At 36.3% G+C, this 18871-nt stretch carries 26 protein-coding genes; 16 read left to right on the top strand and 10 right to left on the bottom strand.

What is annotated here, in order from left to right; translation table 11 throughout:
* Positions 1-13 precede the first annotated feature (13 nt).
* Positions 14-838: a GNAT family N-acetyltransferase gene (locus AC1DCY_RS05055; RefSeq protein WP_477348024.1), complete on the bottom strand. Its 825-nt coding sequence runs from the start codon at positions 836-838 to the stop codon at positions 14-16.
* A gap of 149 nt (positions 839-987) precedes the next feature.
* On the bottom strand, positions 988-1191 hold the full coding sequence (locus tag AC1DCY_RS05050) for a hypothetical protein (protein ID WP_477348022.1): 204 nt from the start codon (positions 1189-1191) through the stop codon (positions 988-990).
* 153 nt (positions 1192-1344) lie between these two features.
* Between AC1DCY_RS05050 and AC1DCY_RS05045 the strand changes: the two genes are divergently transcribed.
* From AC1DCY_RS05045 to yunB, 5 genes are read left to right on the top strand one after another with little or no spacing between them, the layout of a single operon-like run.
* Positions 1345-2202 (top strand): DUF72 domain-containing protein, encoded by an 858-nt coding sequence (locus tag AC1DCY_RS05045; protein WP_477348021.1) that lies wholly within the window; start codon positions 1345-1347, stop codon positions 2200-2202.
* Entirely contained in the window at positions 2202-3023 is an 822-nt protein-coding gene (locus AC1DCY_RS05040) for a sulfite exporter TauE/SafE family protein (RefSeq protein ID WP_477348019.1), read from the top strand. The genes AC1DCY_RS05045 and AC1DCY_RS05040 overlap by 1 nt, the downstream gene beginning before the upstream one ends.
* A gap of 23 nt (positions 3024-3046) precedes the next feature.
* Positions 3047-4411, top strand: a complete 1365-nt coding sequence (locus AC1DCY_RS05035; RefSeq protein ID WP_477348017.1) for a bifunctional metallophosphatase/5'-nucleotidase — start codon at positions 3047-3049, stop codon at positions 4409-4411.
* Positions 4412-4452: 41 nt separating this feature from the next.
* On the top strand, positions 4453-5562 hold the full coding sequence (locus AC1DCY_RS05030) for an HD-GYP domain-containing protein (RefSeq protein ID WP_477348015.1): 1110 nt from the start codon (positions 4453-4455) through the stop codon (positions 5560-5562).
* Between the two features lie 43 nt (positions 5563-5605).
* Positions 5606-6394: a sporulation protein YunB gene (yunB, locus tag AC1DCY_RS05025; protein WP_477348013.1), complete on the top strand. Its 789-nt coding sequence runs from the start codon at positions 5606-5608 to the stop codon at positions 6392-6394.
* 94 nt (positions 6395-6488) lie between these two features.
* Here the strand turns inward: yunB and AC1DCY_RS05020 are convergent, their stop codons facing one another.
* Positions 6489-6737 (bottom strand): hypothetical protein, encoded by a 249-nt coding sequence (locus tag AC1DCY_RS05020; protein ID WP_477348011.1) that lies wholly within the window; start codon positions 6735-6737, stop codon positions 6489-6491.
* A 143-nt stretch (positions 6738-6880) separates the two neighbouring features.
* On the opposite strand from AC1DCY_RS05020, the gene lipA reads away from it, so the two are divergent.
* Together lipA and AC1DCY_RS05010 are read left to right on the top strand one after the other, a co-directional pair.
* Positions 6881-7804 (top strand): lipoyl synthase, encoded by a 924-nt coding sequence (gene lipA, locus AC1DCY_RS05015; RefSeq protein ID WP_477348009.1) that lies wholly within the window; start codon positions 6881-6883, stop codon positions 7802-7804.
* 32 nt (positions 7805-7836) lie between these two features.
* The gene (locus AC1DCY_RS05010; protein ID WP_477348007.1) at positions 7837-8190 is read left to right on the top strand and encodes a YutD family protein; all 354 of its coding nucleotides are present in this window, start codon (positions 7837-7839) and stop codon (positions 8188-8190) included.
* Positions 8191-8249: 59 nt separating this feature from the next.
* Here the strand turns inward: AC1DCY_RS05010 and AC1DCY_RS05005 are convergent, their stop codons facing one another.
* Complete coding sequence (locus tag AC1DCY_RS05005) at positions 8250-8468, bottom strand: hypothetical protein (protein ID WP_477348005.1); 219 nt, start codon at positions 8466-8468, stop codon at positions 8250-8252.
* A 141-nt stretch (positions 8469-8609) separates the two neighbouring features.
* Between AC1DCY_RS05005 and AC1DCY_RS05000 the strand changes: the two genes are divergently transcribed.
* Positions 8610-9137 (top strand): D-glycero-alpha-D-manno-heptose-1,7-bisphosphate 7-phosphatase, encoded by a 528-nt coding sequence (locus tag AC1DCY_RS05000; RefSeq protein ID WP_477348003.1) that lies wholly within the window; start codon positions 8610-8612, stop codon positions 9135-9137.
* A 64-nt stretch (positions 9138-9201) separates the two neighbouring features.
* Complete coding sequence (locus AC1DCY_RS04995; protein ID WP_477348001.1) at positions 9202-9396, top strand: hypothetical protein; 195 nt, start codon at positions 9202-9204, stop codon at positions 9394-9396.
* A 177-nt stretch (positions 9397-9573) separates the two neighbouring features.
* Here AC1DCY_RS04995 and AC1DCY_RS04990 read toward each other — a convergent pair whose 3' ends face one another.
* A complete protein-coding gene (locus AC1DCY_RS04990; protein ID WP_100546184.1) occupies positions 9574-9840 on the bottom strand; it encodes a DUF3055 domain-containing protein in 267 nt (88 codons plus the stop codon).
* 88 nt (positions 9841-9928) lie between these two features.
* On the opposite strand from AC1DCY_RS04990, the gene AC1DCY_RS04985 reads away from it, so the two are divergent.
* Positions 9929-10381, top strand: a complete 453-nt coding sequence (locus AC1DCY_RS04985) for a DUF86 domain-containing protein (RefSeq protein WP_477347999.1) — start codon at positions 9929-9931, stop codon at positions 10379-10381.
* The gene (locus AC1DCY_RS04980) at positions 10378-11133 is read left to right on the top strand and encodes a TIGR01457 family HAD-type hydrolase (RefSeq protein ID WP_477347997.1); all 756 of its coding nucleotides are present in this window, start codon (positions 10378-10380) and stop codon (positions 11131-11133) included. Before AC1DCY_RS04985 ends, AC1DCY_RS04980 begins: the two co-directional genes overlap by 4 nt.
* 118 nt (positions 11134-11251) lie before the next feature.
* On the opposite strand, the gene AC1DCY_RS04975 is transcribed toward AC1DCY_RS04980, so the two are convergent.
* A complete protein-coding gene (locus tag AC1DCY_RS04975; protein WP_285398312.1) occupies positions 11252-11488 on the bottom strand; it encodes a YuzB family protein in 237 nt (78 codons plus the stop codon).
* 341 nt (positions 11489-11829) lie between these two features.
* Here AC1DCY_RS04975 and AC1DCY_RS04970 point away from each other — a divergent pair, with 341 nt between their 5' ends.
* Positions 11830-12894: an NAD(P)/FAD-dependent oxidoreductase gene (locus tag AC1DCY_RS04970; protein WP_477347995.1), complete on the top strand. Its 1065-nt coding sequence runs from the start codon at positions 11830-11832 to the stop codon at positions 12892-12894.
* 265 nt (positions 12895-13159) lie between these two features.
* Here the strand turns inward: AC1DCY_RS04970 and AC1DCY_RS04965 are convergent, their stop codons facing one another.
* A complete protein-coding gene (locus tag AC1DCY_RS04965; protein WP_477347993.1) occupies positions 13160-13495 on the bottom strand; it encodes a YuzD family protein in 336 nt (111 codons plus the stop codon).
* Between the two features lie 84 nt (positions 13496-13579).
* Here AC1DCY_RS04965 and AC1DCY_RS04960 point away from each other — a divergent pair, with 84 nt between their 5' ends.
* Positions 13580-13816 (top strand): NifU family protein, encoded by a 237-nt coding sequence (locus AC1DCY_RS04960; RefSeq protein WP_400727666.1) that lies wholly within the window; start codon positions 13580-13582, stop codon positions 13814-13816.
* Positions 13817-13864: 48 nt separating this feature from the next.
* Here AC1DCY_RS04960 and AC1DCY_RS04955 read toward each other — a convergent pair whose 3' ends face one another.
* On the bottom strand, positions 13865-14557 hold the full coding sequence (locus tag AC1DCY_RS04955; RefSeq protein WP_477347991.1) for a DUF2225 domain-containing protein: 693 nt from the start codon (positions 14555-14557) through the stop codon (positions 13865-13867).
* 389 nt (positions 14558-14946) lie between these two features.
* On the opposite strand from AC1DCY_RS04955, the gene AC1DCY_RS04950 reads away from it, so the two are divergent.
* Positions 14947-15318 carry a HesB/IscA family protein gene (locus tag AC1DCY_RS04950; protein WP_477347989.1) on the top strand — a complete coding sequence of 124 codons (372 nt, stop codon included), beginning with the start codon at positions 14947-14949 and terminating at the stop codon, positions 15316-15318.
* Positions 15319-16339: 1021 nt separating this feature from the next.
* The gene (locus AC1DCY_RS04945) at positions 16340-16741 is read left to right on the top strand and encodes an NUDIX hydrolase (RefSeq protein ID WP_477348203.1); all 402 of its coding nucleotides are present in this window, start codon (positions 16340-16342) and stop codon (positions 16739-16741) included.
* Positions 16742-16802: 61 nt separating this feature from the next.
* On the opposite strand, the gene AC1DCY_RS04940 is transcribed toward AC1DCY_RS04945, so the two are convergent.
* On the bottom strand, positions 16803-17294 hold the full coding sequence (locus AC1DCY_RS04940) for a CarD family transcriptional regulator (protein WP_477347987.1): 492 nt from the start codon (positions 17292-17294) through the stop codon (positions 16803-16805).
* Positions 17295-17438: 144 nt separating this feature from the next.
* On the opposite strand from AC1DCY_RS04940, the gene AC1DCY_RS04935 reads away from it, so the two are divergent.
* Positions 17439-17882: a MarR family winged helix-turn-helix transcriptional regulator gene (locus tag AC1DCY_RS04935; protein WP_477347985.1), complete on the top strand. Its 444-nt coding sequence runs from the start codon at positions 17439-17441 to the stop codon at positions 17880-17882.
* Between the two features lie 273 nt (positions 17883-18155).
* On the opposite strand, the gene AC1DCY_RS04930 is transcribed toward AC1DCY_RS04935, so the two are convergent.
* Complete coding sequence (locus tag AC1DCY_RS04930) at positions 18156-18707, bottom strand: hypothetical protein (RefSeq protein ID WP_477347983.1); 552 nt, start codon at positions 18705-18707, stop codon at positions 18156-18158.
* Positions 18708-18871 lie beyond the last annotated feature (164 nt).

Here is an 18871-nt window from a genome sequence, read left to right as displayed (position 1 = left end):
GGTTATAATATTTTTAGTTGAATGAAAATTCGTATCCTACATAGTTAAAAATATTGGTAAACCCTATATTTTCTGCTACAGCGATGGAAGGCTTGTTTGAATCCATACAATCCCAATATGGGGTCGACCCTTGCGCTAAACAATCTTTTACAAAGTAATGAGCTAACTTTTGGGCTAATTTATTACCTTGGTGAGCTTCTAATGTTTCAATGTCAATACAGTGGACATTTTCAACGATAAAGCCTGAAAAACAAAAACTAATAATGTGATGTTTGTAAACGACACAATATCCAATTCCTTTATTCAAGAAACACTCAGGAGAAGACCAACACGAAAGAATTTTTGAATGTAAAAATTCGAGATTTTTAATTGCGTTATCGTTAAATAGAGCGTTATCTATTTTTAAAACAGTGTATCCTTCTTTAACATCGGGCTCATTATTTGCTATATAGTTATTTTTATGAAGCTTATAAACTCTTTGTTTCCAACTACCAAGTTCACGATGTTTAAATATTTTTTCAATCATTTGATTCCACTTTGGATGGTTACCGATACCTTCAAAGTAATGCAACCCCACTTTCTTTGCTTCGGGTACAATTACTCGATCAACAAAACCATTTATTTGATTATTAAATTGTTCATTTTCTTCATTCCCGATAAATAAAAACCCATCATTGTTGCCTAACCAAATAAGTGCTGTACGTGGTGTGTCGATATTATCCACAAATATTCGTCCAGGATTTACTCCCTCTACAACTGCTTGAACTTCTAATTGGCCTTGCTTATTCAACAGCTCTTTACACCTGTAAAATTCATTTTGCTGTAGTTCAGTAATCATTTATATCACTATCCTCTCGCATTAATTTTGCTATATTTCGACTAAAAGTTCGGAATGACATTTATTAAAACGTATACCATGTGCATAGGTTGAGTGGAGGCTAGGCGACTCCTTGAGGATTTGCAATAGAGGAACGAAAGCTAGAACCATCACGTTCTGTGATAACGCCTTAGTGCCCAACATCCTGCCGCTGACGCTTCGCTTTCGCGCAAAAAACATCCTGCCGCTGACGCTTCGCTTTCGCGCAAAAAACATCCTGCCGCTGACGCTTCGCTTTCGCGCAAAAAACATCCTGCCGCTGACGCTTCGCTTTCGCGCAGAAAACGTCCTGCTGGAACGGAAATCAACCCCACGCTATAATGATAATCCTTTACATTATCATATAGGGAAATGATGGTAATATCTATCTTTGCCGGCCTAATTTATGAGGTGTGTTTTTTTACGATACGTTCATATTTCATTAGAAAGTATATGCTATGATAAATGTACATAGAGGAGGGGGTCACATGATTATAGTTGGATTAACTGGTTGGGGTGATCATCCTTCGCTTTATAGTGAAGTGACTGCCTCAAAAGACAAATTATTCGATTATACAGGTCATTTTTTAACGGTAGAAGTCGATACTTCTTTTTATGCGATACCTTCTAAAGAGAATGTTCGAAAGTGGTGTGAGGATACACCCGAAAATTTTCGTTTTGTTGTGAAGACCTATCAAGGAATGACTGGTCATTTACGTGGCGACATACCGTTTGAATCGAAGAATGACATGTTTAATGCCTTTATCGAATGTGCCAATGAATTTAAACGTCATGGAAAGCTGGCGATGGTACTAGCACAATTCCCACCGTGGTTTGATTGTCAGACTAAGAATGTACAATATTTATTGTATATTAGGCAGCAGCTTAAAGGCTTTGACGTAGCGATTGAGTTTCGCAATCGAACATGGTATGCGGACAATGTCGTACAGCAAACAATGGATTTTTTACAAGAACATCAATTCATTCATACTATTTGTGATGAACCACAGGCTGGCGTAGGTTCTGTACCATTTTATCCTGCTGTTACTGCGACTAAGGCACTTGTACGTATTCATGGACGTAACATTCATGGGTGGCGTAATACTGGTAATGCCGAAAACTGGCGGAAGGTTCGCTTTTTATATGATTACAATAGTGAAGAATTGCAGCAGCTTGGACAGCATTTGAAACATCTTCAATCAGAAGTACAGGGTGTGTATGTATTATTTAATAATAATTCAGGGCTTCATGCTGCGAAAAATGCAAAGGAATTACAAGAGATTTTAGCGATTAGAGATGTAGGGTTAGCGCCTAAACAATTAAATATGTTTGAAGGGGAACTATAATGGAATTTTTTGTTTTAGCTATTATTGCATTATTATCTGGGATAATTGGCTCGTTGGTTGGGCTTGGTGGAGGAATTATCTTAGTCCCAGCAACATTATACGTTGGGGTAAATCTAGGGATGATTCCAGATATCACTCCTCAAAAAGTGGTTGGTTTATCGGTTGTCATGATGATTTTCACTGGACTTGCCTCTACGTTAAGTTATATGAAAACTAAAACAGTTGATTATAAAAGCGGTTGGATATTTTTTATAGGAAGTATTCCTGGAACGATGCTGGGTGCATGGGTAAATAAGGGACTAGATGTACCATCATTTAATTTGTATTTTGGTATTTTACTAATCATTTTGGCGACGATATTACTTGTGCGGGATCGATTGAAACCTGTAGAATGGTTTGTAAAAAACGGTATGCAACAGGAATTCGAAGATAAAGAAGGAAATACTTTTGTATATGGGTATCCAATTTGGTTTGCCATTGCATTAACATTTGGGATTGGCTTTGCCTCTGGATTATTTGGTATCGGTGGAGGTTCGATGATCGTACCTGCCATGATTATTTTATTTTTATTCCCACCACACGTTGCAGTGGCAACATCGATGTTCATGGTGTTTTTATCGTCGATTGTTAATTCAGCGAGTCATATTTATTTAGGACATGTACCATGGCTCTATACGATTCCTGTTATTCCAGGAGCTTATATTGGAGCAAAGCTTGGGGCAGCATTAAATAAAAAAATTAAATCAGATACTCTTGTAGTAGCACTTCGAGTTATTTTATTATTATTAGGAATTCGTTCCATTATCGATGCTTTATTGTAATTTTTTAAAAAGAGGTGGCTTAATTGCTGGAAAAAATTCATATTTTTCACACGAATGATTTGCACAGTCATTTTAAGTATTGGCCACGAATGCAAAGCTATGTGAGAGAAATGCGTACTAAGCTTACAACCATGGGAGAAACAAGCTATTTATTTGATGTCGGTGATCATTTAGATCGTTCAAATATTTATACAGAAGCAACTGTCGGAAAGGGCAATGTGAAGTTATTGAATGAAGCCGGCTACGACGTAGTGACAATCGGTAATAATGAAGGTATAACATTGTCTCATAAGGAACTGTACCATTTGTATGATGAAGCAGCATTTGATGTAGTAGTTGCTAATGTGAATGCCTCAGAAGGACCAAATCCAGCGTGGATGAAGCCGTATGTTGTATTAACAACTGCTTATGGCACAAAGGTTGCGGTAATTGCAGCAACGGCTATGTTTGAAATTTATTATAAGGAATTAGACTGGGAGATAGATGAGGCACGAAGTACACTCATTCGCTTAGCGCTTCAACTTCGTGAAGAAGTGGATATTATTGTTTGTTTGTCTCATTTAGGGATAACAGAGGATGAGCTTTTAGCTGAGGAATGCCCGGAAATAGATGTTATATTCGGCTCACATACACATCATGTTCTCCCTAATGGAAAGTTAACTAATGGCGTTTTATTAACGGGTGGAGGAAAATTTGGACAATATACTGGACATCTTGTGTTAGAATATGATACGAGATTTAGGGGAATTGTTGAAAAAAAGGATACTTTAATTCATAATAAAGATTTGCCTACGATTAAAAATGAATATGAAATCATTCAATCTTTAGAAAAAGAAGGCAAACGATTACTTGATATTCCAGTATTCACTACGGGAAAATCGTACAACAAGGAATGGTTCCATTATTCGCAATTATCCGATTTGTTTGCGCGTGCCATTTTAGAGAAAAGTGGAGCGGATTGTGCGTTATTTAATGCAGGTATTTTTTTAGATGGTTTACCTAAGGGAACTGTGACAGCACTAGATTTGCATAGAATTTTCCCACATCCTATAAATTTGTGTACGATTGAATTATCAGTTGCCGAAATGAAAGAAATTTTTCAGCAATCTAAAAATGAAGAATGGCCTTATATTGAGTTAAAAGGATTAGGGTTTAGAGGCGTTATTTTTGGGAAGATGTTAACTTATGGCTTTTCAATGAATGAAGATCGCCAATTACTGATCAATGGGAAGCTTGCAGATAATGATCGAATTTATAAATTAGTAACACTTGATTTGTTTACGTTTGGTTATTTTTATCCGAGTTTTAAATATGCTAAGAAAAAATATATTCTACCAGAATTTTTACGAAACATTATGATAGATTATGGGCAAAGATTCTTTAAGTAAGAGTAGATAAAACGCTTTTAGAATGGATTGGGGAAAAGGTCATGCGATTAATTTCAATCGATGTATTAAAAGAAGGAATGGTATTAGCAAGAACCATTTGGAATGAGGCAGGGCACCCTCTTTTAAAGAAAGATGTTGTCATTAATGCACGTATCATACAAAGACTTCAACAATTAAATATGCATTATTTATATATTGACGATAAAATTTCTGAGGGTATTGAGGTACAGGAAACAATTCCAACTGTTATTCGAAATAAAGCAATTTCAACCATTAAAGATTCTTTCCAATCAATCAATGGTTTAAATCCAGTAAATGCCTCTTATGTGCTTGACCAACAATCAAAAGCAATTGTCTCCATTATAGATGAGTTACTGTTGGCAGTTAGAGGTAATGATGAAATTTTAACAATACTAACAGATGCGTATTTATTTGATGAATATTTATATCAACACTCTTTTCAAGTCACACTTTATTCGATAGCGATTGCTAAAGAGCTTGGATACTCAGCTGAGGATTTACGTTTAATTGGAATTGGCGCATTGTTACATGACATAGGAAAGATTATGGTACCAAAAGAAATTTTGACAAAGCCTGATCGCCTAACGTCTGAGGAATTTGAAACGATGAAGCAGCATACTAGATATGGTTTTGATTTGTTACGTAATTTACATTCCATATCATTGATTGTTGCCCATTGTGCCTTCCAACATCATGAACGGATTGATGGGAGTGGCTATCCACGGGGCTTAGTTGATTTTGAAATCCATCCGTTTGCCAAAATTATTGGTGTAGCAGACGTCTTTGATGCGGTGACTACAAGTCGTGTATATCGTGAAAAAATGCTACCTTCTCAGGGCCTAGCAATTTTAGAAGCAGGCGCTGGAACTATATACGATATACGTATTGTGAAAGCATTGAAAAGGTCTGTTGTCCATTATCCTAAAGGTGTTATTTTAAAATTATCGGATGGGCGTCGAGGTATTGTATCAAGACAAAATACATTGGATGCCGCATTACCGTGGATTCGAATTTTTGAAGAGCAAAATCAAATATTATCAGCTACATATGAAATTAATTTAGTGGACTACCCAACTATAACAATTGAAAGCGTTGAAGTGGATTATGTTGTACCATCGAAAATAGAATAAAAATCTCCTCCTGTTCATACTTTATGAAACAGGAGGAGATTTTTTGTTTTTCCCTCGAAAAAGGATGAAATTACGATCATATAGTAATTATGGCAACTATAGAAAAAAGGGAAGTCGGTTGAATCGATTAACCATAGTAGTTATCTGCGTAATTATCGGTGTTATTTTATTTATTTATTATTTAAATGCGAAGCTTATGCCGACCTATTTAGATTATGCTGAAATACAAACGGGTAAGATTGCATCTTCCGTTGTGAGTAAAGCGATTGATTCTCGTACATCAAGTGTTATGGATGTTAATGATATTCTTGTAGAAGTATCCCCTGATAACCATGCTGATTTGAAAATTAATACAGAAACGATTAATCGAGTTCGAACAGAAACGGTCAATCAAGTAAAAGTGTATTTAGAGCAGGCAGAGCAAGGGGAGTTGTCGCATTTGCCAAATCTTGATAATGTTGAATATGATTATAACAAGATTAATGAAGGAAATGGAGTAGTTTTTTATATGCCGTTGAGTCAGGCGGCTAATATCCCTTTAATTGGGAACTTAGGACCTAAAATTCCGATACGCTTTCATGTAATTGGCAATGTGCATAGTGAAGTTACTTCTTCAATAAAGGAATTTGGTATAAATAGCGCATATATGGAGGTAGGGATTCATATAGAAGTAAATGTGCAAATTATTGTCCCTTTTGCTAGTAAAACTACTACAGTTACTCAGGATATTCCGGTGGCAATGGGCTTAGTAAGGGGAACAGTTCCAGATGTTTATTCAAATGGTAGTTCAGAGGTACCTTCAATTCAAATACCTGTCTCTCCTAAAAAGTAGAAATGTTCGCCTTCTTTCAGCGAATGTCTTTTGTACTGAAAGCGTAGCGACAGGTACAGGTTTCCAAACACCCACTGAAATAGAGGAACTCAGTCTAAGAACGCCACGTCCTGTGGCAACGACTGAGTGACCAACTTCGTGTTGCTGCCGCTACGTTAGCACTACGCTTTCGCACAGAAAACATTTGTTGCTGCCGCTTCGCTTTCGCACAGAAAACATTTGTTGCTGCCGCTCCGTTAGCACTACGCTTTCGCGCAAAAAACATCTGCTGTTGCCGCTGCCGCTCCGCTTTCGCGCAGATAAAACCCTTTTGCTGCCGCTCCGCTTTCGCGCAAAAAAACATTTGTTGGCCTAAAGCCTCCGGACGCAATTTTGCCGAGGCAAAATTGATTATGATAGTTGTTGGAGTTCATTTATTATGTTACATTGACAACAGTGAAGATAGTAATATAAAAACTGCATATATTTGATAGGGGCGATATCCGTATGACATCTTGTAAACCTACAAGCAAAGGAAAAGAAGAATATTTAAGAAAACCAGATTGGTTAAAAATTAAATTAAACACAAATGATGAATATAAAGGGCTAAAGAAGCTCATGCGTGAAAAAAATCTGCATACAGTATGTGAGGAAGCACGCTGTCCTAATATTCATGAATGCTGGGGTGAACGACGTACAGCAACAATGATGATCCTTGGATCTGTTTGTACGCGTGCTTGCCGTTTCTGTGCTGTTAAAACAGGCTTACCAAATGAATTAGACCTAGCAGAGCCGGAACGAGTAGCAGATTCTGTAGCTATTATGAACTTGAAGCACGTAGTTATTACAATGGTAGCCCGTGATGACTTAAAGGATGGCGGTGCGCAAGTATTAGCTGAAACAGTACGTGCGATTCGTCGTAAAAGTCCGTTTACATCGGTTGAAGTTTTACCGTCCGATTTAGGTGGTTTGCAAGAGAACCTTCAAATGTTAATGGATGCGAAGCCAGATATTTTAAATCATAATATTGAAACAGTGCGTCGCTTAACGCCAAGAGTACGTGCACGTGCAAAATATGAGCGTTCATTAGAGTTTCTTCGTTTGGCGAAAGAAATGCAACCAGACATCCCTACAAAGTCATCATTAATGATAGGCTTAGGTGAAACACATGAAGAAATTTTAGAAGTTATGGACGATTTACGAGCAAACGACGTAGATATTATGACAATTGGTCAATACTTACAGCCAACGAAAAAGCATTTGCCTGTTAAAAAGTATTATTCTCCAATAGAGTTTGGTAAACTGCGTAAAATCGCAATGGAAAAAGGGTTTAAGCATTGTGAAGCAGGCCCACTTGTACGTAGTAGCTATCATGCTGATGAACAAGTTAACGAAGCAACAAAAGAACGTCAGCTACAAGCAGAACAGTAAAAACAAATGTTGAAATAGAAGGCGGTGCCACTTTGATCAATATTGAAGGATATGAATACGAGATTATTGAAGATTACAAAGAAGCTTTTCAAGAGGAAGTATTCAAGGAACGATACTCAGATATTTTAGCCAGATATGATTATATTGTGGGCGACTGGGGTTATAGTCAATTACGCTTAAAAGGCTTTTTTGACGATAAAAATCAGAAAGCCACTTTCGATACGAAGATTAGTACACTACAAGATTACTTATTTGAGTATTGTAACTTTGGCTGTGCATATTTCGTCTTGCGAAAATCCGGCAAATCTACTCAGCAGCCAGAAGCTGTAGTAAGTGAAGATCATGAAGTGACAAAGCTTGTTGAAAATGCACAAATAGCAGAATAAACTTTAAAAACCTGATGCAAAATTTGCATCAGGTTTTTACTTTGTAGTGATAGGTTTTTTTAAAATTGGTAATAATAAAAATGTAGCTCATCAACGTAGCGTGAGGTTGATTTCCGTTCCGGCTGGGCGCTTTGTAGCTGTCGCTTTGCTTTCGCTACAGAAAACATTTGCCGCTGACGCTTCGCTTTCGCACAGAGCAGAGCTTCCTGGGGGCGTCCGATGAGCCGCTTCACTCGCGTTGCTCGCTCCAGGGTCTCATCTGTGACGCTGATCCCCAAGGAGTCGCCTAGCCTCCACTCCAATCAACTTATATTCAGGATATATGTTTTAACAAATACTATCTCCAACTTTTGGTGGTGAATCAAAAAGGACGGATTTTAAAATTAATTCTAGTTTTATTAAAGGTGTGTGTTGTGTAGATGAAAAATGCTGTATTTTTGGACCGTGATGGGGTCATCAATGAAGTATTAACGGATCGCGTTAAATTTGTCAATAAACCTAAGGATCTCTATTTCCTACCACATGTTCCGAAAGCTATAAAAAAATTGAATAAATACTTCGACTATATTTTTGTAGTAACCAATCAAGGTGGCGTTGGATTGGGGTTTATGAAAGAAACGCAGCTACAAAAAATACATGAGCATATGGTAAAAGAATTGAAGAAGGAAGGGGCCATTATTCACGAAGTCGTATATTGTCCCCATAAGCCAAAGTCGGGCTGTGCCTGCCGTAAGCCCAATAGTAAATTAATCGTTGATCTTGGTGAAAAATATAATATAGACATGGCAAAATCCTACATGGTGGGAGATACGGACACAGATATTATAGCAGGCAAAAAAGCAGGAACTAAGGGAGTATTTTTAGGTGCGAAAGATCCACTGGCAGATGCGACTTTTCCAGATTTAATTAGTGCTGCTGATTGGATTATTAAAGATGCAACAGCATAACGCTACTATTGTTGAAGTGGAAAGACAAAGCGTATAAATCATGTGAAAAAGGATAATTTATTTATTGGAGGTGATTATTTTGACTAAAGAAAATAAAAAATCGTTAGATCGAGAAGAATATGGATTTGGCTTTGATATTAGTGTTGATGACTTAGGAGTGATTGGGCAAAATCAACAAGCCAAAAAACAAAACGACAATGAAAACAAAGACAAGCCTCGCAATAAGGATAATCCTGCTAAATTAAATAATGAAAAGTAGGAGCACAATTCAATGCTCCATGATTTAGATTTAAGATACTTACAAAAAAATTCCGCCAACCTTCTGTTGCACAGTGCGCAAAGTAGAACCCTATGTCCGCAGAAAAGCGGAATTTTTTTGTATTAAATTCTTAATTGCTATCATTGCAGGTACAAAAAACACCAAATATGTAGGGTGTTAATTTAATAATTCACGTAAATATTCACGTAGCTCAACTGTATCTTCCTCTGTGCGATTGTATACGTGTTCAAGATAGCCAGGCTCTTCTATATCATCTGGACCAATTATAGCAAAGCGTCCAAATTGAATATCCATGACAAGCACTTTCCCAAAGAAACGGCCTGATTGCAAAATGGCTAAATCATAACGTAACTTATTTCCTGCAAAACTAACAAAGCGTGTTTTTGTATCTTCTACATCATCATATAAAAAAAAACGTTCCATCTTTTAATCTCCTTCCAGTCCTATAGATATGGTACTATAGAAGAGAAATGACTATCAACTTTTAAAGATTTGAATGGGGGCTTTCCTTGTGTATTTTGTAGATCGTAATAAAATCACAAAAAACTTACAGTACTTAGATGGACTATTAGCAAATTTAGAGTCAGAAGATAGCTGGCTAGAAAATGATATTAAGAAATTAGCGATCGAGCGAATTGGTCACAATGTGATGGAGTCAATGATGGATGTAGGAAATTTAATGATTGACGGCTTCATTATGCGTGATCCAGGAAGCTATGAGGATATTATTGATATTTTAATCGATGAAAAAGTCGTATCTACTGAAATGGAAGCACCGTTAAAAGCAGTAGTTGGCTTACGTAAAATGCTTGTTCGTGAATTCACAGATGTAGATGTTCAGGAAGTTGTTAATGTGTTAACAACGACTTTACCAGCATTAAAGCAATTCTCACCAGCTGTGAATAGTTATTTAACAAATGAACTTGGCCCTGTTTCGGCATTTTTATCAGAGGATCATCAATGAAAACCTACAAGGCATATTGCTTTGATTTAGATGGTACAGTTTATCGTGGAAAGGATGGCATTCCTTCTGCGATTACTTTTATTCATCGGTTACAACAAGCAGGAATCGAGCCATTTTACGTAACAAACAATTCTTCTAAGACAAGAGAGCAGCTGCAGGAAGCTTTAAGTGCTATAGGTGTGAATGCACCGTTAGAGCATATTTACTCTAGCGCATTAGTTACAGCAAAATATGTAGCCTTGAATTTCCATGGCCGAAAAGTAGCCATGTTAGGTTCTGATGGTATTCGGAAAGCGTTATTTAATGAAGGCATTGAACCTATCGAGGATGAGCCAGAGGTTTTTGTTATGGGGATTGATCGAAATCTAGATTATATGGCACTTGCAAAGGCGACGATTGCTGTGCAAAATGGTGCGACGTTTATAGCAACGAATCAAGATATTAAATTCCCGACAGAGTATGGATTTCTACCAGGTAATGGGTCGTTCGCCCGATTAGTAGGTGAAGTTGCAGACGTTGAGCCAATCTATATCGGTAAACCATCACCTGCAATGCTTGAAGTCATTGCGACAGAGCATGGCTTTACGAAAGATGAAATGGTGATGATTGGCGATAATTACGACACAGATATTATGTGTGGAATTCGTTTTGGTTGTGACACAATCCATGTAAACACAGGTGTTACACCAACAAAGGTTGTACTTGAGAAGGAGCAGCAACCTACCTATGTGGTAGAAACTTTAATTGATTAGTTCTAACATAAAAAAAGGATGCTTATGTCGATTTTTTTGGCATAACATCCTTTTTTTATGTTCAAATTTAGTATTAGTAAGTGTTTCATCATTATATGAATGAGGTATTACGCCTTCATTACCATAACGGATTTTCTTCGATAAATTGATAAATGGCTTTCGTCAACTCTTCAGGAGAATCAGCCTCGACTAGTTCACCATTGACGATTGCATAAAATGATTCTGAACATTTTGTACAGTAACTAAGGCAGCCATATTCTAAAACATCAATGTTCGGATCACGCTCTAGTATTTCATAAGTTTTTTGAGAGCCATTTGCCAAATTACTTATACAAAATTCAACCATTGGATTCATATATGTCACCTCACCAAAGTAATGCTACTCGCTTTTAAAACATTCGTCAATGTTTTGAGTTGATCATGAGATAAAAGCAGATACTAAGTGGTAAAGTTGGGCGCAACTACTTTACAAAAGTGAAGAGAAGAAAACTGTATTTAAGGAAAATTCGGACAATAGCGACAATTTATCGAAGTTCGAGTGATTCAAAAATCGTTCGAAAAAAGCGAGTTATCATTCATTTTGTGAAATCTTTCACAAAATTGCATTCTGATATTGTGAAACTTCTCACAATCGGTTATACTCATTTGTGGATACTTTGTGAACAATTAATATAAGAGATATAAAAGGAGACTATTATGGGAAAATTAGTACTTTTAGGTGGCGGCTACGGCAATATGCGTCTTATGCTTCGATTATTACCAAACGTTCCATTAGACACAGAAATCGTGCTAGTAGACAGAGCCCCTTTCCATAGTTTAAAAACAGAATTTTACGCATTAGCAGCAGGGACTGCAACAGATAAAGAAATTCGTGTAAGCTTCCCAGAGCATGAACGTTTATCGGCTGTATACGGAGAAGTTGTTGAAATTAATCGTACGGAAAAAGTAGTCATTCTAGAAGATGGACAACGTATTGAATATGATGATTTAGTAATTGGTCTTGGCTGTGAGGATAAGTATCATGGTGTACCAGGTGCAGAGGAGTACACATATAGCATTCAGACAATGGCGAAATCACGTTCAACATTCCAAGCACTTTGTGGTTTACCAGCAGGCTCTACAGTCGGAATTGTAGGAGCTGGCTTAAGTGGTATTGAGCTTGCAAGTGAGTTACGTGAAAGCCGATCAGATTTGAAAATAAAGCTATTCGACCGTGGTCCTCGTATTTTGAAGGACTTCCCAGAAAAGCTAAGTAAATATGTAAAAGACTGGTTTGTAAAACATAATGTCGAAGTCATTGCCAATTCAAATATTACAAAAATTGATGAAGGTAAAATTTACAATCACGAAGAAGAAATTGCACTCGATTCTGTAGTTTGGACTGCTGGTGTACAGCCTGTCAAAATTGTTCGCGATTTAGAAGTTGAGAAAGATAAACAAGGGCGTCCGATTGTAACACAATATTTCAATCTTCTTGATGATGAGCATGTATATGTTGTAGGTGACTGTGCTGCATCAGACTTACCTCCAACTGCGCAGTTAGCAGAGGAGCAAGCAGAACAAATCGTCAAAGTACTTCGCATGCGTTGGAAAGGCGAAAACTTACCTGAGAAAATGCCTGATATTAAATTAAAAGGGTTCATGGGAGCTCTTGGTAAAAAACAAGGCTTTGTTTATTTAGCAGATACAACTGTAACAGGACGTATCGCACGCTTGATGAAATCAGGATTATTATGGTACTACAAACGTCAAAATGATTAATTAGTCTTATAAAAAGGGATTGCTTCAAAATTTGAAGCAATCCCTAAGTTTTTCTATCAATTATGCCTCGGCATAATTGCGTCCGGAATCGGCTTTGTACTTAGGCCTGCACGAGGCCGACACGATGTCGGTCATTTCGGTAATGCCACAGGACGTGGGGTTTTACCGATGCAGGTCTGTTAGCCGTTATCGCATGGATGCGATGATTGTAGGCTAACATCCTTTAAGAACTCCTTTCCGATTCCGTGACATCCGCTGAAATAAGTTAAACGGTTTCGTCAGGTACGAATCCTAAATTTTCAAGTGCGGTAAATACAGGCTTTAATTGCACATAGCCTTCGCCCACTACTTCATCATTTATAAGAACAAGCGGATAAAAAAATTCATCGTCTTGAATGCGTGTAGCATAGTCTTGATCGCGCTCATTCTCAATTGGTCCTTCAATATCGATATAGCGAATATCATATCCTTGGTTTGGATATTTTCGATCTATGGCTGCTTGTAGCCACTCATATGTATCCTTTGAAGATGGCGCATTGACACAACTTGCGCAGATTACCGCTGTTCCGTAAATTTCGATCATTGGTTTCGTTTGTCCCATTCCATTTCCACTCCTCGTGATTCTATATTGGATTTTTTCTGTTGCTAACATTATAATCATTATAAGGAAAGGAGTCGAGACAAAATGGCAGAAGTAACAATTAACGATCAAGTTCAAGAGGTATTAGATAAATTACGCCCATTCTTACTACGTGACGGTGGAGACTGTGAATTAGTAGATGTAGAAGACGGCATTGTAAAATTACGTTTATTAGGTGCATGTGGTAGTTGCCCAAGTTCAACGATTACACTTAAAGCCGGTATCGAACGCGCATTATTAGAAGAAGTACCAGGTATTATTGAAGTGGAGCAAGTATTCTAATGACTAAAAAAAGTTCTAGCTGATTCATTCAGACTAGAACTTTTTTTCTTACATTTGTCGAGCGTGTTCTTTTTCTTCTCGAATAATAGCCCATTGTTCCTTAGCCATATCAATGATTTTTGCTTCTCCACCTATACTTTGCTTTTCAATGACCTTTGAAAAGAAGCGTGTAGCATTTTCTAAATCACCGATACGTCGTGAAAGTTCAGCAATCATATACATAATTCGAATATCTGACATTTGCGTTGAACTGTAATCCTCAGTTGAATAAGAATCCATATAGTAATCTCGGGCCATTGTCATAAAACGTTGCTCTTGGCCTTCGTTTTTTAGTGAACGATATAGCCATGCAAGACGTAACGTAAGCCCAGCTATAGCGACAAATTTTTCTTTTTTAATTGTACCGCAAAGGAATGCTAATTTATAAGCTTGTATTGCTTGGAATACAGTACGTTCACCCTTAAAATCATGGTGCACCCATTTTTCAGTAATTTGCGTGCGAATTTCATCTTGCGTGCCAGGGGCGAAATATTTTGAAAAGTCTTCTGTAAATGAAAATCCGCAATGCTCACAAACAAATACATTATAATAAAGTGCATTTACACCGTCTGCATAAATAGGATGAAAATCTGTTTCTGTATGATCTACTTTAATGAATTTAGAGCGTACTTTTAATGTTGGAAATTCTTTTTTGCAATTATGGCATTGAATTTTTTTTTCGTAATAAGGTGAAATCTCCATATTTTATACCTCTTTCATCGACTTATTACAACTATTATACCAATGTGAATTTTATAAACATGGATAAAAAATACTAAAAATGTGAAAAATATTAGAATTTTTACTAAAAAGCTGTTTCATCACTATATTGGTGGGTTGATTTCCATTCCGACTAGGCGTTTTCCTGGTGGCGTGGCGTCCCGATACCCGGAAGTGATCAGGTATCCCTGAAAAGTGATCGGGTAAGCCCGAGGAGTCGCTAGCCGCCACTCCAATTAACTACATAGCATACGTTCTAACAAATGTCATCCTTAACTATTAGTAATGAACCAAAATCCTATCGGAGCTGAATGTTTGTCATACAATAGTCAAAATTGATATGATAATAAGTAAGAAGGAAGGTGATTGGGATGACAAGTAAGCAAGTAATTGAAGTTACTGAAGCGGCCGTCTTTCATATTAATGAAATGATGGAGCACAATGAAGAGCGAGGTTCGTTTTTACGTGTAGTTGTTAATGGTGGCGGATGCAGTGGCCTATCATACGGTATGCATTTTGATAAAGAGAAAAAAGAAGATGATTTTGAAGATATACAACATGGTTTAACAATTCTTGTTTCCCGTGAAGATGCGCCGATTATAATGGGGACAAAAATTGATTATAAGCAATCACTAATGGGCGGAGGCTTCACAATCGATAATCCAAATGCCATCGCATCATGCGGCTGTGGCACGTCTTTCAAAACGGCGAAACGTGAAGGTACGCCTGAGATTTGTGATTAAAAATAAATTGTCTAAGTGTTGAAGTAGGGTTGTAAACAACACTAGAAATTGATGTGTACGCAATCCTTAAAATGTGTGCGCTCACAACCCAAAAGTGATGCATGTAGGATTGTAGATACCAAGCCTTTTTGATTTGTATGTTGCGAAAACATAACAAATTGAGGAGGCTTTTTTGTATGGTTTTAAAAAAGAAGAAACGTAAGGCTGTTGGCAATGGAAAAGAAATATCCTAACCACAAACTCGTTTGAGTTTTCGCTTGTTGAAAAGTTGGCAATTTCGTCTTATCTCATTAAAGTTCCCATAGATATAGACCAAATTATTAGAACGAATGATAGTGTAAGCCAAAATGTATTCTTTGTTGTCTTTTCATCCTTCTTAATTTTAGTTAAAATGCTGACAAGATTTAAACAAAAAATGATTCCGAGTATAGGCATGCAGTAAACGTTAATAAACGCAAATATAATCAAATTACTACCTCCCACTATTTTTTAAACAACTGAAAATTAAATCTATTGAAATCGTAACATAGAGATTTAACGCTTTATGTAGAATATGATACATGTGCAACCAATGGGATTGACTGTTACTACAGGGCATAACGATAATCGAGCTATATATGTTGAACCTTGTTTCCATTAGAATATTATACAGCTCTCAACGTGAACGAGATGAACGATTATCGATCTGTTCATTTCTCTATGCGTGTGAGAGTGTTGTACAGAACTAAAATTTTATGTGTGTTCGAATTAGTTCCCTCCTTTTATGTGGAATAAATCTTTATTAACAATATATACCATTTGTAAAGCGCTGTATAGATTTGTTATTTCTTTTGAGCCATGATGACTGAACGTGAGAGGGCTTGAACACGCTTGTCCATATTTCACTTATAGCAGGCGATATGATTGACCAGAATCTGATCCGAATGAATCATTAATACGTATTGTTAGATAATTGGTAAAAATGCTATAACACAATAAAAAATGCCCTTACTAAAATTAAATGAAAAGGTGTTGATCAAACATTTGCAAATTTACTGTTACATCAGGTGCTGTTATTTTAAATAAACAAGATCAAATACTTTTAAAAAAAGATCCCATTAGAGGATGGGAGTTACCAGGTGGCCGTGTAGAAAAAAATGAAACATTTAAAGATACAGCTATTAGGGAAGTAAAAGAGGAAACTGGAATTGAAATCGAAATTATCAAATTTTGTGGTGTTTCGCAAGAAATAAAAAATAGTATTTGTAATATGTGGTGGTTAGGAACTCCTATTGGTGGTAAGTTACAAACGAGCTGTGAAAGTTTAGAGGTCGGTTTTTTTGATGTTGAGGAGGCATTGTTATTAATAGAAAATGAAGATTTTAAACAGGAACTATTACTTTGCTTAAACTATGGAGCAGAACCTTTTTATATCTCTTTTTAACTAAGAATAAGGCCACGATTATTTTTTAGCGTGGCCTTATTCATGTACCGACAATTTACAACTAGTGAAGTTGTGTTAAAACATAATCATAAATTTCATCGGATGGTTTATTAAGAGCTATGGAAAACTCTGAAAAGATAGTATCTTGTAATGATTGCAATAATTTTTCTTCCTGGTTAGGGAATTTTTTTTCATTGGTCTTATATTCGAGCTTTTTTCGTAACAATGTGTTTAAAAGCTTGGCTTGTTTTTGGCGATTGCCAGATTTAATGATTTCTAAATGAAATCTCATTCGATGTGTATTTTGTTCAATCCATTCCACACCAGGTGATGTGAATGAATGTAAAATACTGAGGGCTTCTTCTTCTTTAATAATATCTCTAAGCTGTTTTTTGGAATTGTCAATAGGGGTACGAATGATTAATTGTGGTTCATTTAGTGGTTGTAACACGTAATAAGATTTAGTAATGTCGTTAAAGGTTTGTTCGCAAATATCTTCAATAGAACAAAGTCCATGTGATGAGTAAATGACTACATCGCCAACGTTGTACATGTATATCCCCTCCAACAAACTATATTGTCAACTAAGTTGACTAAATTTATTGTAAGCAATTATAAGGTTTTTGTCAACTTAGTTGACGATTGGTGCTGTTTTTTGTATATTAATAACGAAAAATATGAAATGAAGGTGAAATAGTTGAAGGACGAATTGCAGAATCGAGATGTCATTGATTTGTTGAGCGAACGTCACGAACTACTTCGAAGACTAGCTGAAGAGAAGTGGAATAAGCATAACGATATTTATATTTCAAATTCAGAATGGTATATTCTAGGGATGATTTATAAAAAACAACTTACGATTTCAGATGTAGCTAAAAATGTTAAATTTTCAAGACAAGCAACCCATAAAATAATAAAGAGTTTGGAAGTTAAAGGGTTGGTGACAGTTACGAGTGTTGAACATAGTAAAAAACATAAAGCTATTCGTATGACTGAATTTGGTGAAGATTGCTTTGAAAAAAATCAATATTGTAAAGCAGAAATAGAAAAACAACTGGTCAATACAATTGGAGAAGATCAGGTCATCAGATTAAAAAATATATTAAAGCTTGATTGGGATATCGAGCAGCTGGACGCGTAAGTATTCGTTGTTTAGTTATGAAAAATATAGCTTACATGAAAAGGTAGGGTACTATCTTTTCATGTAAGCTATATAGAAATATTTTACAAGACACTTTCGTCCTAGTCGAAAGTGGCTTTTTTTTAACTTCTTTCAGCAGGTGTTTTGGTAGCGAAAGCAAAGCGTCAGGTACAGAAGTGTCCCACCACTATAGGATGAAGGCGGATTTACAGTGGGTGGACAAGCACAAAGCCGATTCTGGACGCAATTATGTCGAGGCATAATTGATAATCGTTACTTTACCTTCTCACGTTCTAAAAATGTAGCGCCATTTTCATTTGCTAAATTATAAATGGCACTTTTCTCCTCCGCACCAAATTGTCCGTCTTCTTCAATGACAAACTTTTCGTTATGTTTCGTTTGGAAATAATAAGTGCCTACTGTACCTATTTCATACTCATAAATGACTTCCTTAATGTCCTGCCATTCATATGAAGTTTGATGATGGAAATCTTTGAAAACAATTTGTTTATTCTGTATAGCGGTATAACTTAAAACAGAAAAATAGCCTAAAACTAGACTGCTAACGATTACTAAAAGCGTAATTAGATAAGTGTATTTATTTCTTTTAAATCCAAGCACGATCAACGTTAAAATAAGTAGTGCAATTGCTAGGAAAAGCATAAAGAAGTTGTCTGTTGGAGTGATCAGCACGATATTATCTCTACTAAAATAAAACGTTTGGGAAATCGTAAATGGCAACATGAAAACAATGATGGGTGATAGTAAAAGCAACACTATCGCAAAAATAAAAAACTTTGTACTAGGTGATAATTCGTTTAACATAAAATCTCCTCCTTCTATTTAAAAGTGAATATTCTGTATTTTTATCAGTGTAACATATTTACAAAAGTAGGCGTACGTGGGTATTTTATGATTGGGAGTGCGGAGTAACCATAAAATTCTGAATTAATACTTCTATATATGGAAAATTGACCGTTATAATAGTG

It is taken from the genome of Lysinibacillus sp. 10T31 (assembly GCF_056394365.1).
This window is presented reverse-complemented; position numbering and strand designations above follow the sequence as displayed.